The 26,683-nt window shown below is 44.6% G+C and carries 21 protein-coding genes and 2 tRNA genes; 16 read left to right on the top strand and 7 right to left on the bottom strand.

Features of this window, described 5'->3' with window-relative positions:
- The first annotated feature begins 67 nt into the window (after positions 1-67).
- From JMW85_RS11505 to JMW85_RS11465, 9 genes are all read left to right on the top strand, one after another.
- Complete coding sequence (locus JMW85_RS11505) at positions 68-1,702, top strand: CTP synthase (protein WP_045444494.1); 1,635 nt, start codon at positions 68-70, stop codon at positions 1,700-1,702.
- Positions 1,703-1,931: 229 nt separating this feature from the next.
- Positions 1,932-2,807, top strand: coding sequence for a 3-deoxy-8-phosphooctulonate synthase (gene kdsA / locus JMW85_RS11500; protein WP_201581876.1), 876 nt, complete (start codon positions 1,932-1,934; stop codon positions 2,805-2,807).
- Between the two features lie 30 nt (positions 2,808-2,837).
- Positions 2,838-3,092 carry a heavy-metal-associated domain-containing protein gene (locus JMW85_RS11495; RefSeq protein WP_201581875.1) on the top strand — a complete coding sequence of 85 codons (255 nt, stop codon included), beginning with the start codon at positions 2,838-2,840 and terminating at the stop codon, positions 3,090-3,092.
- A 263-nt stretch (positions 3,093-3,355) separates the two neighbouring features.
- Complete coding sequence (locus tag JMW85_RS11490; protein ID WP_011280902.1) at positions 3,356-3,580, top strand: heavy-metal-associated domain-containing protein; 225 nt, start codon at positions 3,356-3,358, stop codon at positions 3,578-3,580.
- A 219-nt stretch (positions 3,581-3,799) separates the two neighbouring features.
- Entirely contained in the window at positions 3,800-6,160 is a 2,361-nt protein-coding gene (locus JMW85_RS11485; protein WP_201581874.1) for a heavy metal translocating P-type ATPase, read from the top strand.
- Between the two features lie 320 nt (positions 6,161-6,480).
- Positions 6,481-7,797 (top strand): phosphopyruvate hydratase, encoded by a 1,317-nt coding sequence (gene eno, locus JMW85_RS11480; protein ID WP_201581873.1) that lies wholly within the window; start codon positions 6,481-6,483, stop codon positions 7,795-7,797.
- Between the two features lie 124 nt (positions 7,798-7,921).
- Positions 7,922-8,230 carry an FtsB family cell division protein gene (locus tag JMW85_RS11475; RefSeq protein WP_055125147.1) on the top strand — a complete coding sequence of 103 codons (309 nt, stop codon included), beginning with the start codon at positions 7,922-7,924 and terminating at the stop codon, positions 8,228-8,230.
- A gap of 150 nt (positions 8,231-8,380) precedes the next feature.
- Positions 8,381-9,172 carry a 2-C-methyl-D-erythritol 4-phosphate cytidylyltransferase gene (gene ispD / locus JMW85_RS11470; RefSeq protein ID WP_201581872.1) on the top strand — a complete coding sequence of 264 codons (792 nt, stop codon included), beginning with the start codon at positions 8,381-8,383 and terminating at the stop codon, positions 9,170-9,172.
- 386 nt (positions 9,173-9,558) lie between these two features.
- A complete protein-coding gene (locus tag JMW85_RS11465) occupies positions 9,559-10,182 on the top strand; it encodes a BLUF domain-containing protein (protein WP_045444510.1) in 624 nt (207 codons plus the stop codon).
- 390 nt (positions 10,183-10,572) lie between these two features.
- Here JMW85_RS11465 and JMW85_RS11460 read toward each other — a convergent pair.
- The 4 genes from JMW85_RS11460 to gltX form a co-directional block, all read right to left on the bottom strand.
- A tRNA-Glu gene (locus JMW85_RS11460) sits at positions 10,573-10,648 on the bottom strand.
- 147 nt (positions 10,649-10,795) lie between these two features.
- Positions 10,796-10,871, bottom strand: a tRNA-Ala gene (locus JMW85_RS11455).
- Between the two features lie 122 nt (positions 10,872-10,993).
- Positions 10,994-11,371: a hypothetical protein gene (locus tag JMW85_RS11450; protein WP_201581871.1), complete on the bottom strand. Its 378-nt coding sequence runs from the start codon at positions 11,369-11,371 to the stop codon at positions 10,994-10,996.
- A 144-nt stretch (positions 11,372-11,515) separates the two neighbouring features.
- Positions 11,516-13,045, bottom strand: a complete 1,530-nt coding sequence (gltX, locus tag JMW85_RS11445; RefSeq protein WP_201581870.1) for a glutamate--tRNA ligase — start codon at positions 13,043-13,045, stop codon at positions 11,516-11,518.
- Between the two features lie 319 nt (positions 13,046-13,364).
- On the opposite strand from gltX, the gene rsmH reads away from it, so the two are divergent.
- The 7 genes from rsmH (at position 13,365) to JMW85_RS11410 (ending at position 23,103) form a co-directional block, all read left to right on the top strand.
- Entirely contained in the window at positions 13,365-14,564 is a 1,200-nt protein-coding gene (gene rsmH, locus JMW85_RS11440) for a 16S rRNA (cytosine(1402)-N(4))-methyltransferase RsmH (protein WP_374220461.1), read from the top strand.
- Between the two features lie 245 nt (positions 14,565-14,809).
- Positions 14,810-15,307, top strand: a complete 498-nt coding sequence (ftsL, locus tag JMW85_RS11435; protein WP_201581869.1) for a cell division protein FtsL — start codon at positions 14,810-14,812, stop codon at positions 15,305-15,307.
- A complete protein-coding gene (locus JMW85_RS11430; RefSeq protein WP_087813660.1) occupies positions 15,304-17,412 on the top strand; it encodes a peptidoglycan D,D-transpeptidase FtsI family protein in 2,109 nt (702 codons plus the stop codon). Before ftsL ends, JMW85_RS11430 begins: the two co-directional genes overlap by 4 nt.
- A gap of 71 nt (positions 17,413-17,483) precedes the next feature.
- Positions 17,484-19,193, top strand: a complete 1,710-nt coding sequence (locus tag JMW85_RS11425) for a UDP-N-acetylmuramoyl-L-alanyl-D-glutamate--2,6-diaminopimelate ligase (protein WP_201581868.1) — start codon at positions 17,484-17,486, stop codon at positions 19,191-19,193.
- 111 nt (positions 19,194-19,304) lie between these two features.
- Positions 19,305-20,765: a UDP-N-acetylmuramoyl-tripeptide--D-alanyl-D-alanine ligase gene (locus JMW85_RS11420; protein WP_201581867.1), complete on the top strand. Its 1,461-nt coding sequence runs from the start codon at positions 19,305-19,307 to the stop codon at positions 20,763-20,765.
- Between the two features lie 3 nt (positions 20,766-20,768).
- Positions 20,769-21,887 (top strand): phospho-N-acetylmuramoyl-pentapeptide-transferase, encoded by a 1,119-nt coding sequence (gene mraY, locus JMW85_RS11415; protein ID WP_087813657.1) that lies wholly within the window; start codon positions 20,769-20,771, stop codon positions 21,885-21,887.
- 238 nt (positions 21,888-22,125) lie between these two features.
- Positions 22,126-23,103, top strand: coding sequence for a putative RNA methyltransferase (locus JMW85_RS11410; RefSeq protein ID WP_201582151.1), 978 nt, complete (start codon positions 22,126-22,128; stop codon positions 23,101-23,103).
- Between the two features lie 67 nt (positions 23,104-23,170).
- On the opposite strand, the gene JMW85_RS11405 is transcribed toward JMW85_RS11410, so the two are convergent.
- The 3 genes from JMW85_RS11405 to JMW85_RS11395 all read right to left on the bottom strand — a co-directional run bounded on the left by JMW85_RS11405 (position 23,171) and on the right by JMW85_RS11395 (position 26,676).
- Positions 23,171-24,694 (bottom strand): phospholipase D-like domain-containing protein, encoded by a 1,524-nt coding sequence (locus JMW85_RS11405; RefSeq protein ID WP_201581866.1) that lies wholly within the window; start codon positions 24,692-24,694, stop codon positions 23,171-23,173.
- A 172-nt stretch (positions 24,695-24,866) separates the two neighbouring features.
- Positions 24,867-25,661 carry a YdcF family protein gene (locus JMW85_RS11400; protein WP_201581865.1) on the bottom strand — a complete coding sequence of 265 codons (795 nt, stop codon included), beginning with the start codon at positions 25,659-25,661 and terminating at the stop codon, positions 24,867-24,869.
- 109 nt (positions 25,662-25,770) lie between these two features.
- Positions 25,771-26,676: a LysR family transcriptional regulator gene (locus JMW85_RS11395; protein WP_087813654.1), complete on the bottom strand. Its 906-nt coding sequence runs from the start codon at positions 26,674-26,676 to the stop codon at positions 25,771-25,773.
- Positions 26,677-26,683 lie beyond the last annotated feature (7 nt).

The following is a 26,683-nucleotide window of genomic DNA, read 5'->3' as shown; positions in this document are numbered from 1 at the left end:
CTTTTGCCCTATATTTTTTGACGTATTTTTAGTAAAATCCTTCTTTACCAATTACCGACAGAGTACTATGACCAAGTTTATATTTGTGACCGGTGGGGTAGTGTCCTCACTAGGAAAAGGTATCACCGCAGCCTCTCTTGCAGCGGTCTTAGAAGCCCGTGGCGTGACTGTCACTATGACCAAGATGGATCCGTACATCAACGTCGATCCAGGTACGATGAGCCCATTCCAGCATGGCGAAGTATTCGTCACCGAAGATGGTGCAGAGACTGATTTAGATTTGGGTTACTATGAGCGCTTCTTACGCCATTCAAAAATGAGTAAGAGCAATAACTTTACTAGTGGTCGTATCTATCAAAACGTGCTAAATAAAGAGCGCCGTGGTGAATATCTTGGTGGTACAGTACAAGTTATTCCACATATCACTGATGAAATTAAGAGTAAAATCTTAGCCAGTGGTGAAGGTTATGATATCGCGATTATTGAGATTGGTGGTACGGTTGGTGACATCGAATCGTTACCATTTATGGAAGCCGTCCGCCAAATGCAAGTGGAGCTTGGTCGTAATAGAGCCATGTTGATGCATTTGACGCTAGTTCCTTACATTGCTAGTGCAGGCGAAACCAAAACCAAACCAACGCAGCATTCAGTAAAAGAGCTACGTTCTATCGGTTTGCAGCCTGATATATTGATTTGCCGCTCTGATCACCACATCTCGCAAGACAACCGTCGCAAAATAGCGCTGTTCACCAATGTGGAAGAGCGTGCGGTTATTATGTGTGAAGATGCGCAAAGTATTTATCAAATACCACGCACGCTTCATGAGCAGGATCTTGATGACTTGATCTGTGAGCGTTTTGGTTTAGATGTACCAGAAGCAGATTTAAGTGATTGGGATAAAGTAGTTGAAGCTCAGCTTAATCCTGAAATGAGTCTTACGGTAGCGATGGTTGGTAAATACGTCGAGTTACCTGATGCTTATAAGTCGATCAACGAAGCACTGCTGCATGCTGGCATCACTCATAAAGCCGATGTCAAAATTGACTATGTTGATGCTGAGCGTCTAGAAGACGATGACAGCCTATTGGCGCAGCTACACAATGCCGATGCCATCCTAGTACCGGGTGGTTTTGGTGAGCGTGGTACCAATGGTAAGATAAAAGCCATCACTTATGCTCGTGAAAATAACGTGCCATATTTAGGTATTTGCCTTGGTATGCAGTTAGCAGTGATTGAATACGCGCGTAATGTACTCAAAATCGATGCCAATTCTTCTGAGTTTGATCGCAAAACGGCAGAGCCTATCATTGGTCTCATCACTGAGTGGTTAGATGAGCGCGGCGAATTACAGATTCGTAGTGATGACTCGGATCTTGGCGGCACCATGCGTCTAGGCGCGCAGCAAGCCGAATTGGTTGCTGGTAGCAAGCTTAGCCAAATCTATGGCGCCAAAAATATCACTGAGCGTCATCGCCATCGTTATGAGATGAACAATCGCTATATCGAGCCATTAGAGCAAGCAGGCATGACCATATCTGGTTATTCTGCCAAGCAGCATCTAGTAGAATCGGTCGAAATTGCTGATCATCCTTGGTTTGTCGCCGTACAGTTCCATCCTGAATTTACCAGCTCGCCACGCGGTGGTCATCCACTGTTCAACAGCTTTGTAAAAGCGGCCAAGAACTATAACGAAAGCAAATAATCGTTAACGTATAAAAACTTACATGTATAAAAAAGACTGATCTTCGGATTGGTCTTTTTTTGCGTTTAATTTTATGACTGTGGCTATGAATGAGATTGGTTTTAAGCAATAAACATGACAATTTTTTTAATGGTTGGTCAGCAATTACGCTTAACCCCTTTTTTTACTGAGTCTATCGGTTACAATATGGGATAGAAATATTAATAACAATAAAGAGGGTAACGACTTCATGGAACATTTATCAACGGCGCAATCACATATCAAACTTACTACGCCAAATGGCAATAGTCTTAATATCGGTAACGACCAGCCATTTGTGTTATTTGGTGGTATGAATGTTTTGGAATCAAAGGAATTGGCGTTCGAGATTGCAGAGCAATATGTCGAAATATGTCAGCGTTTGGGGATTGGCTATGTCTTCAAAGCCAGTTTTGATAAAGCCAACCGTTCAAGCCTGCACTCATATCGAGGTCCTGGATTAGAGCAGGGTCTTGATTGGCTGGGTCAAATTAAAGAAAAATATCAAGTCCCTATTATCACGGATGTCCACGAACCTTATCAAGCGGCACCCGTTGCTGAAGTAGCAGATATCATCCAATTACCAGCATTCTTATCGCGTCAGACAGATTTAGTACACGCTATGGCGAAGACAGATGCGATTATTAACATCAAAAAAGCGCAGTTTTTAGCGCCGCATGAGATGCGTCATATCGTTAACAAATGCCTTGAAGGTGGTAACGATAAGTTAATTCTTTGTGAGCGCGGCAGTGCCTTTGGTTACAATAATTTGGTCGTTGATATGCTTGGTTTTGATACCATGAAGCAGATGGATATCCCCGTATTTTTTGATGTGACGCATAGTTTACAGCAGCCAGGCGGCCGTAGCGATAGTGCGGGTGGACGCCGTGAACAAATCACAACATTGGCACGAGCAGGGATGGCGACAGGATTGGCAGGGTTGTTTCTAGAAGCGCATCCAAGCCCAGAGACTGCAAAATGCGATGGTCCATGTGCGCTACGTATGAACCAATTAGAGCCGTTTTTGCGTCAGTTGAAGCAAATTGATGACTTGGTCAAAGGCTTTGAGGTGTTAGATACTCATTAATGTATTCATAGACAATAAGAGGCTGAGATCATGACGATGCAAACAGCAACAGTCAGTATCGAAAATATCGATGATGATGAAGGATTAAAGAGTGTGATGACAGCGCTGAAAAATATCACAGGAGTGACGGCCATCGAGCTTGATCCTGATAATAATGTTGCCACCATACGTTATGAAGATACAGACACCAGTATTCATGCGTTTACGGCGGCAATTAGTACGGTCGATTATGTGACCCAGCCGTTTCCTCTTGATGCACCGCAAAACCCACGTCATGATGATTAGACGTTATTCTAAAATAAGCGCTATTGTCTGTCACTTAGGCATAAATTCACGGTTCTATTATTCACGGTTCTATTATTCACGGTTCTATTAATAAAGTGATAATCAAAGAGCCTTGTTGTTAACCGTGATAGGGCTTAAGCTGGTTAAGTGCTATTTTTATAAGGTCTTAAAAGATAGCCGTCTTAAAAAGACAGTTATAAAAGCAGTTCTTTAATAAAAGTATTTACCTATAAAAACTCAGTTACAAAAATAAGGAGCCTCTCATGGCAAACCAAACACGTATTATCAAAATTGATGGCATGACTTGCGGTGGCTGTGTGGCCAGTGTGCATAACGCCACTGCCGATATCGATGGCTTAGACGATATCAGTATTGAGCTGGCAGATAATCAAGCGACGGTTACTTTTGATGATAGCAAAACCAGTGTAGAGACAATTGCTGCTGCTATCGACGATGCAGGCTTTGATGCCACTGTTGCCAATGCTTAACCTGCTTCATTTGTATTAAAAAACCGGCTATCAAGGCTGGTTTTTTAATGGTTAAAAATTATTGATAGTAGCGTACTTATTATTCAGTGCGACCATACCAATATTAAATTTTAAAGCGTGCTATTTGTTTGACTTAGATATTCCATCCACTGAGTTGCTGTCCTAGCTCAGACGACTTTATAACGCCATAACGCATAAACGCCATACCGAGTTTTATTTATGAATGATACTACCCAAACCGACAATCATGACGCCTACGATGTAAAAACTGATATTCAATCCAATACGCCGCTCGCGCCGCAGCGTGCACATTTGCAGCTAGCAATTGAGGGGATGACGTGTCAAGCCTGCGCCTCGCGAATTGAGAAGGTGCTCAACAAAAAGCCGTCGGTATACGAGGTGAGTGTAAATTTCGCTGGCGAAACTGCGAATGTTGATTATGATCCGACCCAGACAACGCCTGAACAAGTGACAGAATGGGTAAATAAAACAGGCTTCGTTGCCAATTTGCAGGCGGCCGATAGTTTGTTTGCAAAAACAGACGAAGATACCGCGACTCAGTACCCATGGCGCTTGATTGGGTTATGGATTTGTTTGGTGCCGTTTTTAATTGGTATGGCAGGCATGCTCGTTGGGCAGGGTATGGCGTGGATGCCGCCGATTTGGATTCAGTTTATATTAGCGACCCTTGTACAGTTTGGATTTGCCTTGCCATTTTACAAAAGCGCTTGGGCATCGATTAAAGGTGGTCTTGCTAATATGGACGTGCTAGTCGTCATCGGTACCGTGACTATTTGGGCGTATTCAACGTATCTGTGGCTGACCCATGGCGATGGCACTTTAAACAGTTTGCTGCAAAGTGGTCATGCTGGTGGTCACGGTGCGGATGGCAGTCCTGCGGTGTATTTTGAAGCAGGCGTCATGGTCATTGCTTTTGTACGTACGGGTAAGTATCTAGAAGAGCGCACTAAGAAACACAGCCTCAATAGTATCGATTTATTATTGTCCTTAACGCCCGATGAAGTCGAACAGCAGCAGCCTAATGGTGATTTTCATAATGTTGCTCTGAAAGACGTGCAAGTTGGTGATATTTTGCGTGCCAAGCAAGGCAGCCGAGTTGCAACCGATGGGGTGGTTATCGATGGTGCTGGCTGGTGTGTCGAGAGTCATTTAACGGGTGAGTCGGTACCGCTTAAAAAAGAAGTGGGAGATAAATTATTGGCAGGGGCGTTGGTTGAAAATGGCAGCTTGTTATACCGCGTCAGTGCTAAAGGTAGTGATACAAAGCTTGGTGATATGGTACAAGCCCTCAGCGATGCCCAAGGCTCAAAAGCCAATTTAGCCCGTCTCGCCGATAGAGTGACGGCAGTATTCGTACCAGTCGTCGTTGCCATTGCGCTTATCACTTTTGGGGTGACGTGGTGGCTGACAGGCATGATCGATACTGCCTTGATGCACGCAGTATCGGTATTGGTCATTGCTTGTCCTTGTGCTTTAGGTTTGGCAACGCCAGCCGCTATCATGGCTGGTATGGGCGTTGCTGCTCGTCATGGTGTCTGGTTCAAAGACGCACAAAGCCTAGAAGCTGCAGGCAACATCGATACAGTAGTGCTCGATAAAACAGGTACTTTGACTATTGGTAAGCCGACTATCGTAGACCATGTGATGGTGGATAAATCGATCGCAGTCGATGATGTGTTACAAATTGCCGCAAGCGTTGAGGCGCATGCCAGTCATCCGCTAGCAACAGCATTGGTTAACGCGGCTACTGAGCGAAACTTGCCGTTGATGAATGTGACTGATATTAGTGTCATTAAAGGCGCTGGTATACAAGCAAATATTGAAGGTTTGGGTGTGGTAAAAGTCGGTACCGCAGAGTTTGCCAATTTAACACTGCCTAAGCTGATGCCAAAGGTATGGCAAATTGCCAGTACCGTCGCCGTCAGTATTAATGAGGAAGCTTTGGGTGCTTTTGCCCTAGCCGATGACTTAAAAGTAGATACTCCAAAGGCTATTACTGCGCTGCAAGACGCAGGTATTAATGTCATTTTGATGAGTGGTGATAAGCAGTCTGTGGTCGATCATGTGGCAGGGCAGCTGGGTATTGAGCAGGCTTATGGTAAAATGAGCCCACGCGATAAGGCCAGTCAAATTGCCTTGTTGCAAACGGCTGGTCATAAAGTTGCAATGGCAGGTGATGGTGTCAACGATGCGCCAGCGATGGCAACTGCCGATGCAAGCTTTGCTATGTTTGAAGGCACAGACGTCGCCCAGCATAGTGCGTCAGCCCGCTTGATGGGTGAGTCGCTGATGCATATTGATGCCGCGCAAAAAATAGCTAATGCAACAGTGCGCAACATCAAGCAAAATCTGTTTTTTGCTTTTATTTATAATTGCCTTGGTATTCCTCTGGCTGCTTTTGGTTTCTTAAACCCTATGATTGCCGCCGCTGCGATGGCGCTCAGCTCTATTTCAGTATTAATGAATGCGTTACGTTTGACCCAATTTAAAACAAAGGTTGAGCTGGATAACACAGTATCTGGCTCCCACGCTAAAACAGAACGTCTAACAAAAGCATAAGAGTCATATGGCTTTTAATATTATAGGTGCTGAGACAAATCCATAATTGGTAATTTGTTTATCTAAGTGTGATTTTATCAGCGCCAGTCGGTGCAAGATAAGGGAAGTTTGGCAAAATTTATGCTATGATGCCAAGCACTATAGCTGACGATTAAAGTATTAAAACCACCTTTAATCCTGCTCAAAACTTGCTGACTATATAGATAAGCAAAGCTGGTTTGAGCATAGCACTATACGATATTTTGCTTTATCTTTTTTGTATTCTAGTTGCCGTTATTTATCCCACAAACTTGGCATGACCAAAGGAATTAACAGACATTATGTACGCTGAAGAAACCACCAACGTCACCGCAATTAAAGACATTCGCGCCCGTGAGATTTTAGACTCGCGTGGTAACCCAACCATCGAAGCTGATGTAATCTTAGCTGATGGCACTATCGGCCGTGCTGCTGCCCCAAGTGGTGCATCAACTGGTTCACGCGAAGCGCTTGAGCTACGTGATGGTGACCAAAGTCGCTATATGGGTAAAGGCGTCAAGAAAGCCGTTGCTAACGTCAATAGCCAAATTCGCAGCGCGTTGATGGATAAAGACGTCACCGAACAGCAAGGCATTGATGATGCAATGATTGCGCTAGATGGCACAGAAAACAAAGATAGCCTTGGTGCCAACGCCATGCTAGCGGTATCACTTGCTACGGCTAAAGCCGCTGCCAAGTCACAAAATCTGCCATTACATCAATATATTGCCAACTTGCGCAATCAGACGTCGCTGACGATGCCTGTACCGATGATGAATATCTTAAACGGTGGTGAGCATGCGGACAACACGGTTGATATCCAAGAATTTATGATTGAGCCCGTTGGTTTCACCAGTTTTTCAGAAGCATTGCGTGCTGGTACGGAAATTTTCCACAGCTTGAAATCTGTGCTGAAATCACAAGGCTTGAATACAGCAGTCGGTGATGAAGGCGGCTTTGCTCCGAACCTACGTAGCAACGAAGAAGCCATCACCGTTATCATGCAAGCGATTGAGCAAGTTGGCTATAAAGCGGGCGAAGACATTCATTTGGCGTTAGACTGTGCGGCTAGTGAGTTTTATAAAGGTGGTCAATATATCTTGGCAGGCGAGGGCAACAAAGCCTTTGATAGCCAAGGATTCTCAGATTATCTAGTCGGCTTGGCGCGTCAATATCCTATTATCTCTATCGAAGACGGGCTTGACGAGTCTGATTGGGATGGTTGGAAATATTTGACTGAGCAGATTGGTGATAAAGTTCAGTTGGTTGGTGATGATTTATTTGTGACCAATCCTGCTATCTTGCAAGAGGGTATTGATAAGCATATTGCCAATGCAATTTTGATTAAGTTTAACCAAATCGGTACTTTATCAGAAACGCTAGATGCGATCTATCTAGCGAAGAAAAATGGCTATGCAACCATTATCTCACATCGTTCAGGTGAAACTGAAGACAGCACCATTGCAGATTTAGCAGTTGGTACTGCTGCTGGTCAGATTAAAACTGGCTCACTATGCCGTTCAGACCGTGTGGCAAAATACAATCAGTTGCTACGTATCGAGCAACAAGTACGTGCAAGCTATCGTGGTCGTGAAGAGTTCATCGGTCTACGTGGTTAACAAGCCAGATTTCTTGCTACAGCTAGGCGATATGTCATCATTAATATGGTGATATATCGCTTAGCAAGCTTAGCTGGTTTTTTATTTTTATTATTGTCTCTATGTTGTTCGGCGTTATTATCTTATGAAATACTTTAGCCAATTTATGCTACTTGCTCTAGCCGTTGCCGTCCTTTTGGGATTGCAATATCAGTATTGGCTGGGCGAAAATGGTCGCTTTGAGCATAATAAATTGCTGACTCAAATCGAAGAACAACAACGCTTAAACGAAAACCAAGTGGCAGCAAATAACTTATTGCGTACTGATGTGCATGACTTAAAAACTGGTCTTGAGGCAGTGGAAGAGCACGCTCGTTTAGACTTGGGTTTGATTAAGCCGAACGAGACCTTTGTACAAGTATCTACGGCACCCACGACGCATAGCCGTTATTAATTGCTCTTAACTGTCTAAAATTATGATCTTCTATTGTCTATAATAGAAATCTTATTCACCTGAAATTCGTTACTTCTCTTATTCCTCGTCTATCCCTAGCAATACTATCATGGGCTCTAACCATGAATACTACTTTATGAATATTGCCTTATGAATATCACACCTAATGTACATGCCATGATCGTCGCTGCGGGTCGCGGTAGTCGTTTTGGTGCCTCTATCGCCAAGCAATATACGATGTTGCAAGGGCAAACCTTGCTACAGCATAGTGTGGCACGGCTTGCTAGTAGTACTTATATTGATAGATGTTTATTAGTCGTCGCAGCAGATGACAGTACAGCACAGACGCTTAATTTTGCGCTACCCATACATTATGCCATGGGCGGCGCTGAGCGCTGGCAGTCCGTACAGGCAGGGGTAAAGGCGATTATTGAGGCGGGAGCCGACGACTCAGATTTGGTTGTTATTCATGATGCTGCGCGTCCTGCGGTCCCCAGTCATGATATTGAAGAGGTCATCGAAGCGGCGATGCTAGAGCCCTATGGCGCTATCTTAGCGACACCGGTGGCTGACACTTTAAAGGAGTCTTATCCCCAGTCTACCGCTCAATCTGAGCTTGTAGGTGAGACGCCTGTAGTTAACCTGACAGTGAGTAGCAGCCCACATTCTTACGCTAAATGTACTATCGATCGTCGTCATATGTGGCAAGCACAAACGCCGCAAGTGTTTCGCTTAGGTCAGCTGCAAAAAGTATTAACTTATGTCGCTGAACACGAGCTCACTATTACTGATGAAGCCAGTGCATTTGAATGTTTAGACCTACCCATTCGCATCGTGACTGGCAGTCGCCAGAATATCAAGCTCACCTATCCTGATGATGCTATCTTACTCGCAGCGATTATTAACGCTCAGTTCTGTTCTGAGCAGACTAAAAATAATTAAACACTCGCAATAGCCATCAGTCTGTATCAATCTCATTAATGAGCCGGTAGTCTTATCGCTCATTGGTGACGGTTTTTATCATCACTTTCCCCTCCCATATTACCTATTTATCCTATTGCTTCCCATAAACCACAGTGCAAGTTCTCAATAGAAATAATTGTGAATTATTGTTTAGTTTTGTTGGTTGATGATATAAGATAAACATATATTGCTTTGATGACTAAACTAGCCTATGATGTAACCAACTTAATACAATTAATATAAACATTTATAAAATCAATAATATACCAAGCCTATTTGATATTTTCAAAGATCTTGTTTCTATGTTTTTCTAAATTTAGTATGGTTGTCTTAGCTACATTTACCTAAAAATAGGGAGAAGCTGATTGTCAACAATCAACGATTCGACAAATCCAGTGACGACAGATCTCTGCCAGCTTATATATATAAGCCAAATTACTTCGACTGGTCTTTCAAGTCCCAGCACGCTTAACGACATCTCAGAGGTCGCGATTGAGCGTAACCAAGCCGATAATGTTACGGGTATTCTTTGCTATGGCAATGGCTACTTTTTTCAATGTGCAGAAGGGTCAGAACAAGATTTAACCAATCTAAAGAATCGCTTATTATTAGACGATCGACATAAAGAATTAAAAATCTTAGATTTTTCAGAAATTACTGAACGCCGTTTTTCGAACTGGTCTTTACGCTCCATTACACTTGAACGTTGGATGACCAAAGAGCCTGAGCTGAAAAAACTCATGCCATTTAAACCCTATGATTGGGGCTCTAACGCATGGCGCGAATTTTTAGATATCTTACAAGGATATTATGAGGAACAAGCAAGAACTGGCAATATTGACACGCCACCTATCAAGTACAGCACGTTAGGGGTGACGTTAAGTAAGGTTGTTGGTCAGCATCAAGCATTCTTCTTGATTCAAACAGTACTCGGTATCATGATTGTGATGACATTGTTGTGGCTAATGCTATCAGATAAGATTTGGTAGTTTTTGTAAAAATAGACTGTTTGACTTAAAAATCCAGTATTCAATGCTGGATTTTTTTGCTTAAATTTATGATGAGGAGTTCAATAAATAAACAGAATATCAAGCTAAGTATAGAAACTATGGATAGCGACGCTTAGTAAATATACCTTAATATCTTGAGCGAACTTAATACCGAATCTTATCTATAAAATTAATTATGCTTCACCTATTAAGTAAATCGGCGATGACGAACTGAGTGCTAAGGTATCAAGAGCCTCATGATATAAAAAACAGGCATAAAAAAAGCCCAATCACAATAGTATGTGATTGGGCTTTTTGATGGTACGCTTATTAGTCTTATCAGATGCTTAAAGGTGCTAAGCAAGCTTGCTAATAAGTGACGCCGAATAGTGGCGTCCCCAGGGGGATTCGAACCCCCGTTACCGCCGTGAAAGGGCGGTGTCCTAGGCCTCTAGACGATGGGGACGCATAGAGTGTTATAACCAATGGTTACAACGGTACTTCACAATATCAGATAGCTTAATAAGTAAGCATTGCCTAGGTGCTGATATCGTCCTACTAGCGAGTATTTATGGTTACGTTTCAGTAATACTGAGCGTTGCAATAAATAGTATGGTGGAGCTAAACGGAGTCGAACCGTTGACCCCTTGCATGCCATGCAAGTGCTCTACCAACTGAGCTATAGCCCCTCGCTAAGAGTGTGCGTATTTTATGTAAGAGCGGCAGTCTTGTCAACTACTATTTTAAAAATAATGCATAAATATTCGAAAAAAAGCGTTTAAAGCTATTTTAGCTACTTAATAAGCCCAAATTAGCGTGGATTTTGCTTGATGGCAATCTCTTTGATGGCTTTGTCGGTAAAGAATTCTTCTTCTGTACACTTAGAACTGCCATCTGAAAAAATAATGGCACAACATTCTGTGGGGATATATTGCCCCCCTTTTTGTTGTACTGTGCTGATTCCTTTAAAGCCAACGATGTCAGATTCTTTCAATCGATCGACATTATGATTGGTATAACTGCAGTAAGTGGTGTATATCCACTTTAAATCTTCAAAGTCCTGACCCTTTGTCAGGGTAAGTTTTGCATCACAAAGCTCTTTTACGATAGCATCATAGTATTTCTGTGCTTCTTTGAGCGTGTTAAAGACATAGTCTTTGCTTTCTATCGTGACGGTTTTGGCGGCCATGTTTGTTTCCAGTTAAAAGGTTTGATAAAGGATATTTAATAGTTGAAGGGTAGTAGTACCTATTAATGACAAAAAAAGGGTCAGAATTGACCTGACCCTTTTTTCTTCAAAAACTTTCAACCAATTTATTACTCAGCTGCCAAACTATTCAGCAGCCAAAAAATCTGGTAACTCAGCCGCTTGTTTCTCAAGCTTTTTCAATTTCTTTTTACCAAGGCCACCCAGTACATCAACCGCATGGCGCAAGCGCGTCAGGGTCATATCAGCGCCGATAATTGCCATAGAGTTCATGACTGGTGTCGATGAGGTGCTACCAGCGATAGCGATAAAGAACGGTGCCATAAAATCACGCATCTTAATATCGAGGTGGGCAGCAAGACCTTTTAGCGTGGCGTAAATATTTTCTTCTGACCACGTTGGCAAGGTTTCTAGCTGCCAAAGCGCCAGTTGCAGCATCTCAGTAATTTGCTCAGGGGTGAGTGATTTATGGGTAAAACTTTCTGTAGTGATAGCAGGTAGGTTTTGGAAGTAGAAACCACCCCAATTAACCGCATCAGATAACAGCTCAATACGAGGCTGAATCGCCGCTGCGATAGCAGTTAATTTATCACTGTTATTTGCCCAATCGAGTATTTTATTTTTTAGCTCTTCAGGCGTTAATGCACGTAACCATTCTGCGTTGAGCCAGTTCAGTTTTTCGATATCGAAGATAGGGCCGCCAAGTGACACCCGCTGAATATCAAAACTAGCAATCATTTCTGCTAAGGTAAATTGTTCAGCTTCGTCAGGCATTGAGTAGCCCATACGACCGAGGTAGTTTAGCAGCGCTTCAGGGAGCACACCAGCATCACGATAATAGGTGATAGAGGTTGGGTTTTTACGTTTAGAAAGCTTTGATTTATCTGGGTTACGCAGTAACGGCATATGGCAAAGTACAGGCATCTCCCAACCAAAATACTCATAAAGCAGCTGATGTTTAGGTGCAGAGTTCAGCCACTCTTCACCGCGTAGCACATGGCTGATGTCCATTAAATGGTCATCGACAACGTTGGATAAATGATACGTTGGCATGCCGTCGGTTTTTAGCAGCACTTGCATATCGACTTGTGTCCAAGGAATCTCAACCGTACCGCGTAGCATGTCATGTACTTGACAGACGCCTTCGGTAGGCACACGCATACGAATCACGTGAGGCATGCCTGCTGCAACAAGTCCAAGAGTCTTCTCAGAGCTTAAATGTGCACAGCGACCGTCATAACGCGGTGTCTCACCATTGGCCATTTGTGCAGCGCGCATGGCATCTAACTCTTCACTGGTACAAAAGCAGCGAAACGCATGATCGTTTTCTATGAGCTGTTCGGCGTGCTTTTTATAAATATCACTACGCTCGCTCTGACGATAAGGCGCGTGCGGGCCACCAATATCTGGACCTTCCGCCCAGTCGAGACCGACCCAACGCAGCGCATCCAAAATCATTTTTTCAGATTGTTCGGTTGAGCGCGTTTGATCCGTGTCTTCGATACGCAAAATAAATTCGCCGCCGTGGGCTTTAGCAAAAGCTAAATTGAATAGGGCAATATAAGCGGTGCCGACATGCGGAAAGCCAGTCGGTGAAGGCGCGATACGAGTACGGACAGGGCGCGTGCTGTTAGTTGAAGTCGATGATTGCATCATAAAATTCTCATAATAGGGTAGTTAATGAATATGGCAGTGAAAAATGAAAAAAATAGCGGTTAAAAATATTAATAATAAATGTGAATAACACGTTTGAATAAAAAATACGGATGAAACAATAGCCGTCAATGTAGAAAAATAGCGTAAAATATAGCGCTAGTATAACAGAGAGATGGAATATTTTTAACGAAATGCCCGTCTAGCGCTTGACTACCCGTGTATCCTTGCGATAATAATGTTAGACAAGTCATAACTTGTTTATTTTCATCTGATTTTTCACTCTTACTGACCAAAATGGTCGTCATCTACTGAGTCGTTTGTGTCCATATTGAATAATAAGCCAAAAATTACGCCGAATACTAAGCAAGATTCTAAAATAGATTCTTCTTTAGCCACTGTTAATGCTGCATCAGCGGCTGAGCTGTCTGCTGTAGAAAACGATTTTGTGGTAGAGAATGACTCTGCTAATCAGCCGAATCAAAAGTCTGTCACGGATAAAGTCAGCTCTGGTGAATTGAGCTTTGTTCATGATGCAGTGCTATTGCAAGAAACCGTCGCGGCAGTGCTCGGTGTCAAAGCGCTACCTAAGCAAACAGACGATGCAGAACAAAGCAGTGACAACCAAAATAGCTTGCAGATGAGTGGCGTCTACGTTGATGCTACCTTCGGGCGTGGTGGTCATAGTCGATTATTATTAAGCCAGTTGGCCGATGACGCAACCTTGATTGTTTTTGATAAAGATCCAACCGCTATTAGCGTTGCTCGCGAATTGGCAAAGACCGATAGTCGCGTAAAAGTGGTGCACGATAGTTTTGCGACGTTGACGGATAGTCTAGCGGCGATGGGAATCACTCAAGTTGATGGCTTAATGGCAGATTTGGGTATCTCATCGCCGCAAATTGATGATGGCAGTCGTGGTTTTAGTTTTATGCGTGACGGTGCGGTCGATATGCGTATGGATACCAGCCGTGGGCAGTCGGTCGCTGAGTGGTTAGAAAAAGTCGATGATGAAACCTTGGCCAATGTGCTTTATGATTTTGGCGAAGAGCGTCATAGTCGCCGTATCGCCCGTGCTATTAAGCAGATGGACAGTTATGACTCTACTTTGGCATTGGCTGAAGTGATTAAAGTGGCGCATCCTAATTGGCAGCGAGGTAAGCATCCAGCGACTCAAAGTTTTCAGGCGATGCGCATTTTTATTAACAATGAGCTTGGCGATGTTGATGACTTTTTAGAACAAAGCATTCCGATATTAAAGGCAGGCGGGCAGCTAGCAGTGATTAGTTTTCACTCGTTAGAGGATCGCCGTATCAAGCAGTTTTTGCAGCGTCAGAGTAAAGGCCAATATCCAGAGGATGAGAATTTGCCGATGCCGCCCAATCGTCCACGCTACTTTAGCAAGCCTAAACGCGTGGGTCCAAGCAAAGCTGAAACCAGTCAAAACCCACGCGCGCGTAGTGCGTGGTTGCGTATGGCGACTCGTACTGATACCGACTATCTACCCAGTGTCGAGCAATAGCACAGGTAGCGTGATGTTATAGAGAGGGTGTTTGGCTGAGTTGCTGGTGATTGGTTGCCGTCAATTAAGTAGGATAGAAAGTCTGAATACTTACGCGGCTGTTAAAAATCTGTAAACATTATCTGCTAGGCTCGGCAGTTCCTTTTTCGTTTGGTTTTACTTTATTGATGGTTCTGTATAAAGCGTCTTACCGCTCTAAAACAGTTGCCAATTTTCATACTTGAAGTCCACTTTTTGAGAGCGTCATGGCAATATCTGACAAACCCGCAAACCGTCGCGCTGCAATGCCGCATAACACCGATATCGGCGAGCTATTTGTGCGCCGATTTAATGTGGTTAGTATCTATGTAGTGGTGCTATTGCTGTTAGCAGTGGCGATTGTGTGGAGCGGTATCAAAACAGCCGAAGGCGTTCAGCAATATCATCAGGATTATAAAACCTTGCAAGACATGAAAAAACAAGAGCGTAATCTGCAAGTCGAACATCAGCGTTTGCTCATTGAACAGCAGACTTTTAGTGCGACGCCGCAAATCGCTAGCCGTGCGGTGGCTGAACTGGGCATGTTTTCACCGACGCTAAAAGATAAGCTCATTATCCAGCCGGGTGTTGCCACAGCACAGGTGCCAGTCGTCGATACTGACTCAAATGAGGATAAGTCTGACGTTATCGAACCACGAGCTGCTACGGATATATCGCCTGACGCTCCTATCACCGATGCCACGGTAGCGGAGGCAGGACAATGAGTGATAAAAAACCTAATGCCAATAGTGGTAAAACGACCGCGAAAAATGCGAATAAAAAGCCGACTAGCGGTAAGGTCACTAAGCCCTTACGTCCTGCCAGTGCAGCCAAATCGGGGCAAACAGGCAGTACGGCTGAAAAAAAATCCTCTGGCAACCGTAAGGCTAAATTGTTTGATCGATTGAAAAAGAGTGAAGAGCAAGGCGCTTATACCAGTGTCAAAAACCTAAAAAATAAAAGAGGGTTTTTGGGTAAAGCGTCTGGCGCTTCCTCTCGCGGCGGTTTTGAGCAAGACAAAAACCGTTTCCGTACTATTTGGGTCATTGCATTGGTTGTCTTGGGTTTGCTGATAGCCCGTGCTTATTATTTACAAGTTGCCAATGCCCAGTTTTATCAAGACAAAGGTGATGAGCTCATCACTAGCGTGCGCACGCAAAAATCCTATCGCGGTATGATTACCGATCGCAATAATTTGCCACTTGCAGTCAGTGCACCACTGGCGACGGTCTCCTTTAGTCCGCATGATTACGCGCGCGAATATTACGAGCTTAAGCGTATTATTATCACCAATCCTGAGAGTCCACAGCTGGTTGCGCGTATGCAAAAGCGTTTGGATAATATGGATCTAACCACGCTTGCGGCGGCTGCGAATATTTCGGTCACTGAGCTAAAAAAAGTTACCGCCATCGATGACAGTATTGATGTAACCGATGAAGCAGCAGTTAAAGCCGCGCTGCCATCGGGTGCAGGCTCGCACTATTTGCCGCTACTGAATAAAGTAACGCCTGAGATTGCCCAAAGTGTCAGCACCCTTGATTTTCCTGGCGTCTATGAAAAAAACTTTTTCCAACGTTATTACCCACAGCCACAACCAAACTCGCAACTATTGGGCTTTATGGGACAAAATGTCAGCGACCCTGAAGGTGGTTACGAAGGTCGTGCTGGTATCGAACGCCAATATGAGACTGAGCTGGCAGGTGATGATGGCAAAGTGTTGGTGCTAAAAGACGCCAAACAAAACAGTTTAAAAGAAATTAAACAGATTGAACCAGAAATACCAGGTAAAGATGTGGCGTTGACCATTGATTCGCGCTTGCAGTATTTGCTTTATAAAGAACTAGAGAAAGCAGGGCGTTTGCAAAAAGCGCGCTGGTCAACAGGCATGATTGTTGATGTGCAAACGGGTGAAGTGCTTGCCTTGTCAACATGGCCATCTTTTAATTCTAATAACCTGAATGAGATGACTGGTGAAAACCAACGTAACCGTGCGCTGCTCGATGTCTTTGAACCCGGTTCAGTGATGAAACCATTCACCGTTGCAGCGGCTTTAGACTCAGGAAAATATACCGCCACTACCTTAATCGATACCAATCCTGGCTCTATTCGTGTCCGTGGTTATACCATTCGTGACCATAATAATTTAGGGCGGATCACAATGGCAACGCTATTACAGAAATCTAGTAACGTCGCCTCGACTAAGATTGCTTTGTCTTTACCCGCTGATGGCATTACCAATATGCAAAAGCAATTTGGTTTTGGTTCAAAGACACCGCTACAGTTCCCAGGGGAAGGTAGTGGGCTTGTGGTTACACCAAAAGAAAAAGAAACATCAAGACGTGCAACGGTCAGTTATGGTTATGGTCTACAGGTAACACTGGCTCAGGTCGCGCAGGCTTATTCGGCGCTGGCGGCAGGCGGTGTGATGCACCCATTGACCCTCATTAAAGATGACAAGCCGCAGCCAAGCAAGCGTATCATGGCACACGAGCAAGCGATGTCTATCGTACAAATGATGGAAAGTGTCACCGAACCGGGTGGTACGGCTAAAGGTGCTGCGATTGACGGTTATCGCGTCGCTGGTAAAACAGGAACGTCGCGCCGTATCAATCCAAAAGGTGGCTACTATACTGACCAATACCGCAACGTTTTTGCGGGTATGGCGCCAGCATCCAACCCTAGGCTGGTCGGCGTGATGCTCATCGAAGACCCGCGTGGTCAGATTTATGCTGGTTTAACAGTCGCGCCAGTCTTTCATAATGTCATGAAAGAGGCGCTGCGTTTATACAATGTACCCTTAGATAAGCCGTTAAAAACGGAAGATCTATAGGCTTAAACGTAAGTTTTTTAAGTGTTCAGTTTTTAACTATTTGATGTGTTTTAACCGTATAGGATTTGCCAATGACCCTGTCACCCTCGTCGCCAAGCATCACACCAGTCACCTTGCAACAGCTGACTGAATCTAGTAGTAGCAATAGCAGGCATGGTGTAGGTACAGAGCAGGCATTGCAAAAACTATCGACTCAGACGACATTGGTTGGAGCGGATTCAAAACCAATGAATTCGTTTCTTGATATTCCATTCCTGCAGTTTCGTTTAGACAGTCGTCAGCTAGAGCCGAACGATGTGTTTGTGTTATTAAAAAGCCACATACCAAACTGTCAAAAAAGCCGTGACTACCTCTATCAAGCCGCTGAACATGCGGCTTTTATCCTATCAGAAATAGATCCCACGGCTTTACTTAACACGATTAGCATATCAAATCACGCCGATATCACCTTACCAAATGATAGTGCTACTAAAGTGCAGCAGCAATTAGCAGCACTGCCTTGCCCTGTTTTATACGTGCCCAATATTCGTGATTTTTTAGGGACACTCATTCAAGCACGTTTGCAGTATCAGCAGCCCGTGACCTTGCCAACTGTCATAGCGGTGACGGGCACCAATGGCAAAACGACTATCAGTCAATTGGTGGCGCAACTGACGCAGCTGACTGGCATGAGCAGCGCGGTCATGGGCACAGCAGGTAATGGCAGGCTTGGTGCTTTGGTGCAAGCCAGCCATACCACGGGTGATGCCTTAGCAGTTCAGCAGTTTTTATATCAAATGGGTTCAGAGAATGCTGAATTATTGGCATTGGAAGCCAGCTCACATGGTTTGGATCAGCAGCGTTTACAAGGTATGCCCGTTTCGGTGGCAATTTATACCAATCTTAGCCGTGACCACTTAGACTATCATGCCGATATGGCAGAGTATGCAGCAGCAAAAGCTAGACTGTTTGATAAAGCGCATTTTCCAGATTTAACCCATGCCATTATCAATATCGATGATGAACATGCCCAGATTATGCTCGACACCGCACATGCCAGTGATTTAACGGTCTGGACGTACAGTTTAGAACCATCAAAATCTGCGACCTTTGTTGCGGCTGAAATCAAACCAAGCTTACAAGGTGTCGAGATTACGCTACGTACAGATTTAGGCGATGGCGAAGTTAATAATTTAGGTATCGTCAGCCCATTACTCGGGCGCTTTAATGTTGCCAATTTGCTTGCCGCAATGGCAGCTGCCGTCGCTTTAGGCATTAGCCTTGAGCGTATTGCCGCAGTGGTGCCGCAGCTACAAGGTGCAGTTGGACGTATGCAGCGTGTGCCGTCTAATGATGGCTGCTTTATCGTTGATTATGCGCATACGCCAGATGCCTTAAGCCAAGTGCTTGCCAGCCTAAAGACCCATTGTAAGGGTCAGCTTTGGGCAGTGTTTGGCTGCGGTGGCGACCGTGATGCGGGCAAACGTCCTTTGATGGCGCAAGCAGGATTGGCAGGCGCGGATAAAGTCGTGTTAACGGCAGACAATCCACGCACCGAAGATCCCAATATCATTTTGCAAGATATGCAAGCGGGCATGACGAGTGAGCAATATCAGCGTACCCATATCGAACCTGCGCGCCAAGCAGCGATTGAGTATGCGGTCAATCAAGCAGCAGCTGATGATATCGTCGTGATCGCTGGCAAGGGTCATGAAACCTATCAAGAAATTAACCATGTTCGTTATGATTTTGACGACCGTGTTATTTTGCAAAACGCCTTAAAACAAGCAGGGCGCGTATAGCCTTGATAAATAAATAGTAGCGCTGAACATCCATTTTATATGCTTCTTAAGAAGCATGAGTCGTTAACGATAAAAAATAAATAAGTAGTCATCATATATAAGGTAATCATTATGACAGCCGACAACGATAACAGCATTCAGTCGCAAGGGCTGTATGTTTGGCGAGCAGACAACCTGCTCGCAGCAACCGCAACACTGGGTGGACATTGGCAACTGAGTGAAGATCAACCCGATTCAGAAAACACTTCAGTAAATGATGTCATGAGCACTCGTATCGCCACCGATACCCGTACGATAAAACCTGGTGATATATTTTTAGCGTTATCGGGTGATAATTTTGATGGTCACGATTATATCGATACTGCCATCGCGCAAGGTGCGGTTGCGGCTATCGTCGCTCGCCCTATTGCTACGGCTGATGCAAATAGCATTCCGCAGTTAGTGGTGAGCGACACCCGTTTGGCGCTAGGACAATTGGCTGCGTATCGTCGTCAACAGCATCAAAATTTGACCGTGATTGCCATCACAGGCTCTAGTGGTAAGACAACTTGCAAAGAAATGCTTGGTAGTATCTTTGGCAGACTTGCACCGACATTGATTACCCGTGGTAACCTAAATAATGACTTGGGTGTGCCGATGATGTTGCTCGAATTATCCGACCATCATCGCTATGCCATCCTAGAGCTTGGCGCAAACCATATTGGCGAAATTGCTTATACTACCGAGATTGTAAAGCCAGATGTCGCGTGTATCTTAAATATTGGCACGGCGCATTTGGGTGAGTTTGGCAGCCGTGAAGGGATTTGCCAAACCAAGGCTGAGATTTACCATACCTTGAATGACAGCCAATTTGCGATCGTTCCTGATAAAGATGATTTTACCAATCAATTACGCCGTATCGCTGAAAAGTATACGTCACACGTGATTGGTTTTGGTAATACTGATGTCAGTGCCAGCCATTTAGATGTCGAGCCTGAGCGCAGTGAATTTAAGCTGCATATCGGCAATCAAGTCCATGATATCAACTTGCCACTAGCGGGCGAGCACAATGTCAATAATGCTTTAGCCGCTGCTGCTTGTGCCCATGCACTAAATATCGATGTTAGTGATATCGTCATTGGTCTTGAAAACGCGCGTCCTGCTAAAGGGCGCTTGAACAGTCAATTACTGGGTATGCATCGCTTGATTGATGATACGTATAATGCCAATCCGCATTCGGTGCGAGCGGCAGCAAAAGTATTGGCGGCGCAAACAGGCACGCAAGTCATGGTGCTGGGCGATATCGCAGAACTGGGAGAGGCGGCGGTCAGCGAGCATCAAAGCTTGGGTCGTACCATTGCGACAACGGGCATCAATGTACTGCTGTGTGTTGGTGAATACGCGCCTTTTACCGTGGCGGGTGCACAAGAGGTTTCTGACATCAATGCCCATGCGTTTACCGATAAAGACAGTTTATTGGCGTATTTGAAGCCGTATTTGCAAGCACAGCAGGCGCAGCCTTGTACGGTGCTGTTTAAAGGTTCTCGTTCCATGCAAATGGAAACCCTTATCAATGCGCTAATCGAGGAGTAGGCGGTGTTAGTTTGGTTGTTTGGCTGGCTTGGCCAGTATTACACGCCGTTTTCTGCGGTTTCTTCGTTGACGCTGCGAGCGTTACTCGCGGTCATTACCGCCCTCGCATTTAGCATGTTTTTTGGTGGGCCTGTCATTCGACGTCTGCGTGCACTGAAATATGGTCAAGCGATTCGCAATGATGGTCCGCAATCGCATTTGGCGAAAACTGGTACGCCGACCATGGGTGGGGTGCTGATTTTAAGTGCGATTGGCGTGTCCACCTTACTATGGGCGCGTTTGAATAATCCGTACGTTTGGATTTTGCTCATTGTCATGATTATCTTTGGTGCGGTCGGCTGGGCAGATGATTGGCTAAAAATTAAGTATAAAGATCCTAAAGGCTTAATTGCTCGCAAAAAATACTTTTGGCTCTCTATGGGTGCTTTGTTCGTCGGTGTGTCTTTATATTATATCGCCACCTTGCAGCCAGATATCGCGACCACGCGTGAGATGCAGGATTTGCTGCTACCGATTTTTAAAGATTGGATGATTCCTTTTTCGGCAGTGCCGTTTGGTATTGGCTTTATTATCTTTACCTACTTTGTGATTAATGGGGCTTCTAACGCCGTCAACTTAACCGATGGCTTGGATGGTTTGGCTATTTTGCCCGTGGTCTTGGTCGCGGCAGGTTTGGGCGCGATGGCTTATGTATCAGGTGATGTACGCTTTGCTGATTACTTGCATGTGCCTTATATTGCCTATAACTCCGAGGTTCTCATTGTCTGTGGTTCGATGATTGGTGCAGGGCTTGGTTTCTTATGGTTCAACGCCCATCCAGCCCAAGTGTTTATGGGTGATGTGGGGGCACTTGCTCTCGGGGCGATGCTCGGTACGATTGCCGTTATGACCCGTCAAGAGATTGCTTTTGCTATTATGGGCGGTCTATTTGTCGCCGAAGCACTGTCGGTCATGCTACAGGTTGGCTCGTATAAGCTGCGTAAAAAGCGCGTCTTTCGGATGGCACCATTGCATCATCACTTTGAAGAGATTGGCTGGAAAGAGACGCAAGTGGTGGCAAGGTTTTGGATTATTGCCATTATTCTCGTCATCCTTGGGCTCATGACCTTAAAACTGCGTTAACATAGCCATATCGCTCGAACATTCATATGAATATCATCTATGCAAAAGCCATCTCACTTTAGTTGAGGTGGCTTTTTTTGGTTGCTGATAGTTTGGTTGCTGATAGTTTGGTTGCTGATAGTTTGGTTGCTGATAGTTTGTTTTTTGCATTTTCTTTCCTGCATTGTTTATCGTGCCTTTTATCACGCAGTAAGCCTGAATTTTGTTAAAATGGCAGTCATATTGCGATGACGTTGAGATACTTGTGAGCTTATTTATTTGTCCCCTTTGCCAATCACCATTACAACCTGCCGCAGATACGTGGCGCTGCGATGGCAGCTTGCACCCAAAACAAACGGCTCATCCATTTGATGTGGCACGTCAGGGTTATGTTAATTTATTACCCGTGCAACAAAAAAAATCCAAAGCACCGGGCGATAGCCAGCAATCAATTGATGCGCGCAAACGGTTTTTAAACGCCGGACATTATCAGCCATTGCAGACGCTTATTTGCCAAAAAATGAGAGAATTGTTGGCGAAAAATGAGTCGGTCGCTGATTCAGCAATTGAGCCGATAACTAAAAAGGATAGCAAGGCAATCAATTGGTTGGATATTGGCTGCGGTGAAGGTTATTACACGCAAGCAATGGCACAGACAGGCATGGATACGCTCATCGCCGCAGATATCAGTAAACCTGCTGTGGTAGAGCTTGCGAAAGCCAGTAAGGTAGCGGGGTGTCTTTGGTATCAGCAAGTTAAAGACAGTGTTACTAATGCGACAGCCAAGTCGGCAGTCATCTATCCGCTTGTTACCAGCGCTGCCCATTTGCCGTTACGCGCGCATAGCATAAAGGGTATTAGCAGTATTTTTAGCCCTATCTTGCCAGACGCGTTCAATGAGGTATTGACTGCAGACGGTTATTTAATCATTGCCAAGCCCGATATCGGGCATCTAGCGACGATGCGCGAAGCGTTATTTGATAACGTCCGCGAGCATGATTCGGATAAGTTTTTGCATGAATTGGCTCCATACTTTACGCTGATGGGTACGGAGCATGTCAGTACCGAGATGACGTTGTTAGCCGCTGATTTGGCTGATTTGATGACCATGACGCCTTATGCTTATCGCGCGCTTAATGAAAAAAGACAGACGCTACTAGCAGCGGTCGAAACAGAACCCTTTACGACACAAGCTAAGTTTGTCGTTTATATTTTGCAGAAGACAGCAGCTGAATAGAATGGCTTAAGGTCATTAGCCCGTTTAGATATGATCAATTGAATTGAGGGCACGCCCTAATAATGGGTTATAAAACAGGTCCCATCGTGGCGACAATGTTATTCCAGATTTTATAAGATAACGGCCAGTTTTCAACTTGCTCACGAGTGACCTCTTCAGAATCAGCGATATACTGGTATTGTCGCTCAACGATGGCCGCTGTGAGCGTTTTATCGCTAAACACAATGTTGTTTTCATAGTTCAAATCAAAGCTACGCAAGTCTAAATTGGTCGAGCCAATCAGACTGATTTCGCCATCGATGGTCAAGGTTTTTGCGTGTAATAGACCGGGTTTATATTCGTAAATATTGACCCCCGCTTCAAGCAGCTGCCAGTAATAACTGTGACTGGTAGCAGCCACGACTATTGAGTCGTTATTCTTTGGGAAAATCATGGTTACTTGTACACCGCGATAAGCGGTCGCACACAAAATGCTAACGAGCGAATAATCAGGCACAAAATAAGGCGTTGAGATAATCAGGGTTCGTTTTGCCTGACCAATTAAGACACCTAAAAATTGCGGTGTGGTGCCGCGTCGTTGGGTAGGACCATCAGAAAAAACCTGTGCAGCAAAGCCATTTGGCGGCAATGTGACTGGTAAAGGTGGCGGTGATGTTATTGGTAAAGGCTTATCAGTTTCTGGCTGTGGGGATTTTTGTCGCTTTGGTTGAGAGTCAATAAAATAAGGAAAGCTGTCAAGCGGCGTATCAGGATTTTCAGTCAGCCAATCACTGGCGAACAACATCTGATTCTGTGCCACCACTGGCCCTTCGACCCGCAGCATAATGTCTACCCACGGCGCAAATTTTGGCTTTACACGAAACTCAGGATCGGCGCAGTTGCGACTGCCACAGTAACCGATTTTGCCATCAATAACCGTAATCTTGCGGTGATTTCGCAAGTCAATCCGGCTAAATATGAGTACCTTTAAAAGATTACTAATTGGTAGGGCAACACTGACTTGTACGCCAGCTTCTATCATTTCCTGCCATATCTTTGAGCCGACCATTTTTCGTGAGCCCATACCGTCAACCATTGCTCGGCATATGACGCCGCGCCTTGCCGCTCGTATGAGCGCTTGAGCAGTATCGATTCCCATACCATCGATTAGCCAAATATAATACAGCACATGAATATGATCGGTCGCTGCATCAAAGTCGGCAATCATACGTTTGCGCGTCTCAGCCGCATCTGCCATTAGCTCTGCGTGATTGCCCACCGTTGTATGATAGCCAGTTGCATTGGCAGAGTAGGCAAAGGCCGCTTGGTATTCAGGTTTGATAGCCTCCGACAAAGCGATGTCATCACCAAGTACTTCGGGACTATGTGCGCTTAATTTATCAATGATTGCTTTACGTTTGCGCGTAAAATCGCGTCCTAGATGCACCTCACCAAACATCCAATAAATTACAACTCCCAGATAAGGCAAAATGAACAATATCACGAGCCAAGCAAGCCGAGCGGGCGAGGTCAGATCATGGCGCGCAAGCACTCGCAAAGAGATCAGTATCAGTAGCATAAAATGAACAGTTAAAAAGATATCCAATAGCATAATGCGCTCCATCATTATTATTTTTATTTGCAGTATTTATCAGCGGTTCTTACTGATTATAACGCACTGTAAAATTACCACCGTTTTGATTGGTAAAAACAGCAATGCGGCAACGCTGGAGCTATGATACTTAGTAGTAAGCTTGTTCAAACTGGTGAAATATACACCTCCATCAATACTCTCCTAACAACCAGCCACTGACAAAGGCAAAATACTCGCGAAACCAAGCGTTATAACGAATGGATAAAGGTGTGGGACTGGCGACGGTGATGGGTTGTGTATAGCCCTGATGTCGCGCAATGCTGGCTGCGCGAATGCTATGGAAATCACTGGTAACGATGGCGATAGGATCAGTGATAGACAGCCCTTTTGCTTCTAACAACGTTCGGCTGTTAGCGAGGTTTTCTTCCGTACTGGTACTTTTGCCTTCTTGTAAAATGCGTTCGAATGGCACGCCATGTGCCTCATGCAAATATGTGGCCATGATATCGGCTTCGCTACGTGTACGCTGAAAACCAACGCCACCACTGGTTATCACCAAAGCATCTGGTTGTGTCTCGATAAGGGGCACGGCGGTGTCCAAGCGCTTGGCGAGCGTCGGTGTCGGCTTACCTGCAACCGTGCCAGAGCCTAATACAATAATCGCTGCCACTGTCGGTGCAGGCTGCTGGCTAAGCGCAATCTGCTGCTTTAATGACCAAATAAATAGAGCGAAGCTCAATAACCAAAGTATAAATACAGCCCATAACCCATACCAAAGGCGGTTAAAGCCATAATGTTGGCCGCAAAACCTGCGTATTGCATGCCAAAACATCCCATGTATGACAAAAACCATGCCGACTAAAAAAGGTACAACCGAGCCGAAATTAACTTTACCGATGACCATCAATGCAGCACAATCGATGATAAGTATGATGCCGATAACAGATAAGAGGCCACGAGTAACGGAAATTAAACCTTTAGACATAGTGAAAGACGCTTTTATTCAAGTGAATGGAGTTTCTGATAGTGGCTTATAAAAGTAGGCGGTAGTGAGGTATGTCTTAACCCATTTTCAACCTTTTTTTAACCTGTCTTTATAAAATATAGTGATTCTGGACATACTGAATGCACAATTCATGAAACGCTTGTGCTGGCGGTGAAATCGTTTTATTTGCCAATTTAAAAATACCAATTTGTCTGTCTAAGGTAGGTTCAAGTAAGTCGAGCCATACCAATTCTGGCTCATTCGACGGAAAGGCGAGCTTGGGTAGGGTGGTGATACCAAGATCATTGCGTAATAATGAAAATAAGGAAGTAATGTTCTCGACCGTGTAACGCGCATTGCGGTTGAGCACCTCGGCGGGTGTGTTTTCGAGCAGTCGACAAGTGCCATTATAGATAAAAGGCTGGGTCATCAGTTGTTGCCATTTAAGCCCTGTTTTTTGATGGTTTCTTGAAGGTTTTATTGGTTGATTTAACGAATTGCTTTTTAAGCAGACCACGCCAATCGGGTCAGATATGAGCAAGGTGAAATCTATGTTTGATTGGTCGATACTAGTGCAGTTGCCCAATGCCAAATCGATTTCACCTGCCAATAAACGATTGGCAACACCGACAGAGTTATCATCTATTAGTACAATCTCGACATCAGGATATCTTTTGGAGTATTCAACCAACACGCTAGGCAAGAGTTTTGTCACCAGTGATGGCACGCTTGCAATCCTTATTTTGCCTTTATCGCCAGCGGCTGCTCCTTTTAAATCATCCTCTAGCGCTTGATAAACCGTCATAAACTGCTCGATTTTGGGTAAACAAGTCTCGCCAAAAGGCGTGAGTGTTGCTTTATTTCCTCCTTCAAATAAGCGCTGACCTAGTATTTTTTCCAATTCCTTTATCGAGGCAGACAACGCCGCTTGCGAGCGATTGGCGCGATCCGCCGCCGCCCGAAAGCCGCCTTCCTCTACCACGCATAAAAAGTGACGTAATTGCTGTAATTTCATAGGCTTA

It is taken from the genome of Psychrobacter glacincola (genome assembly GCF_904846075.1).
In the GTDB taxonomy this organism is placed as follows: Bacteria; Pseudomonadota; Gammaproteobacteria; order Pseudomonadales; family Moraxellaceae; genus Psychrobacter; species Psychrobacter glacincola_C.
Note: the sequence above shows the minus strand (reverse complement) of the source record. Positions and strands in the feature narration are given on the sequence as shown.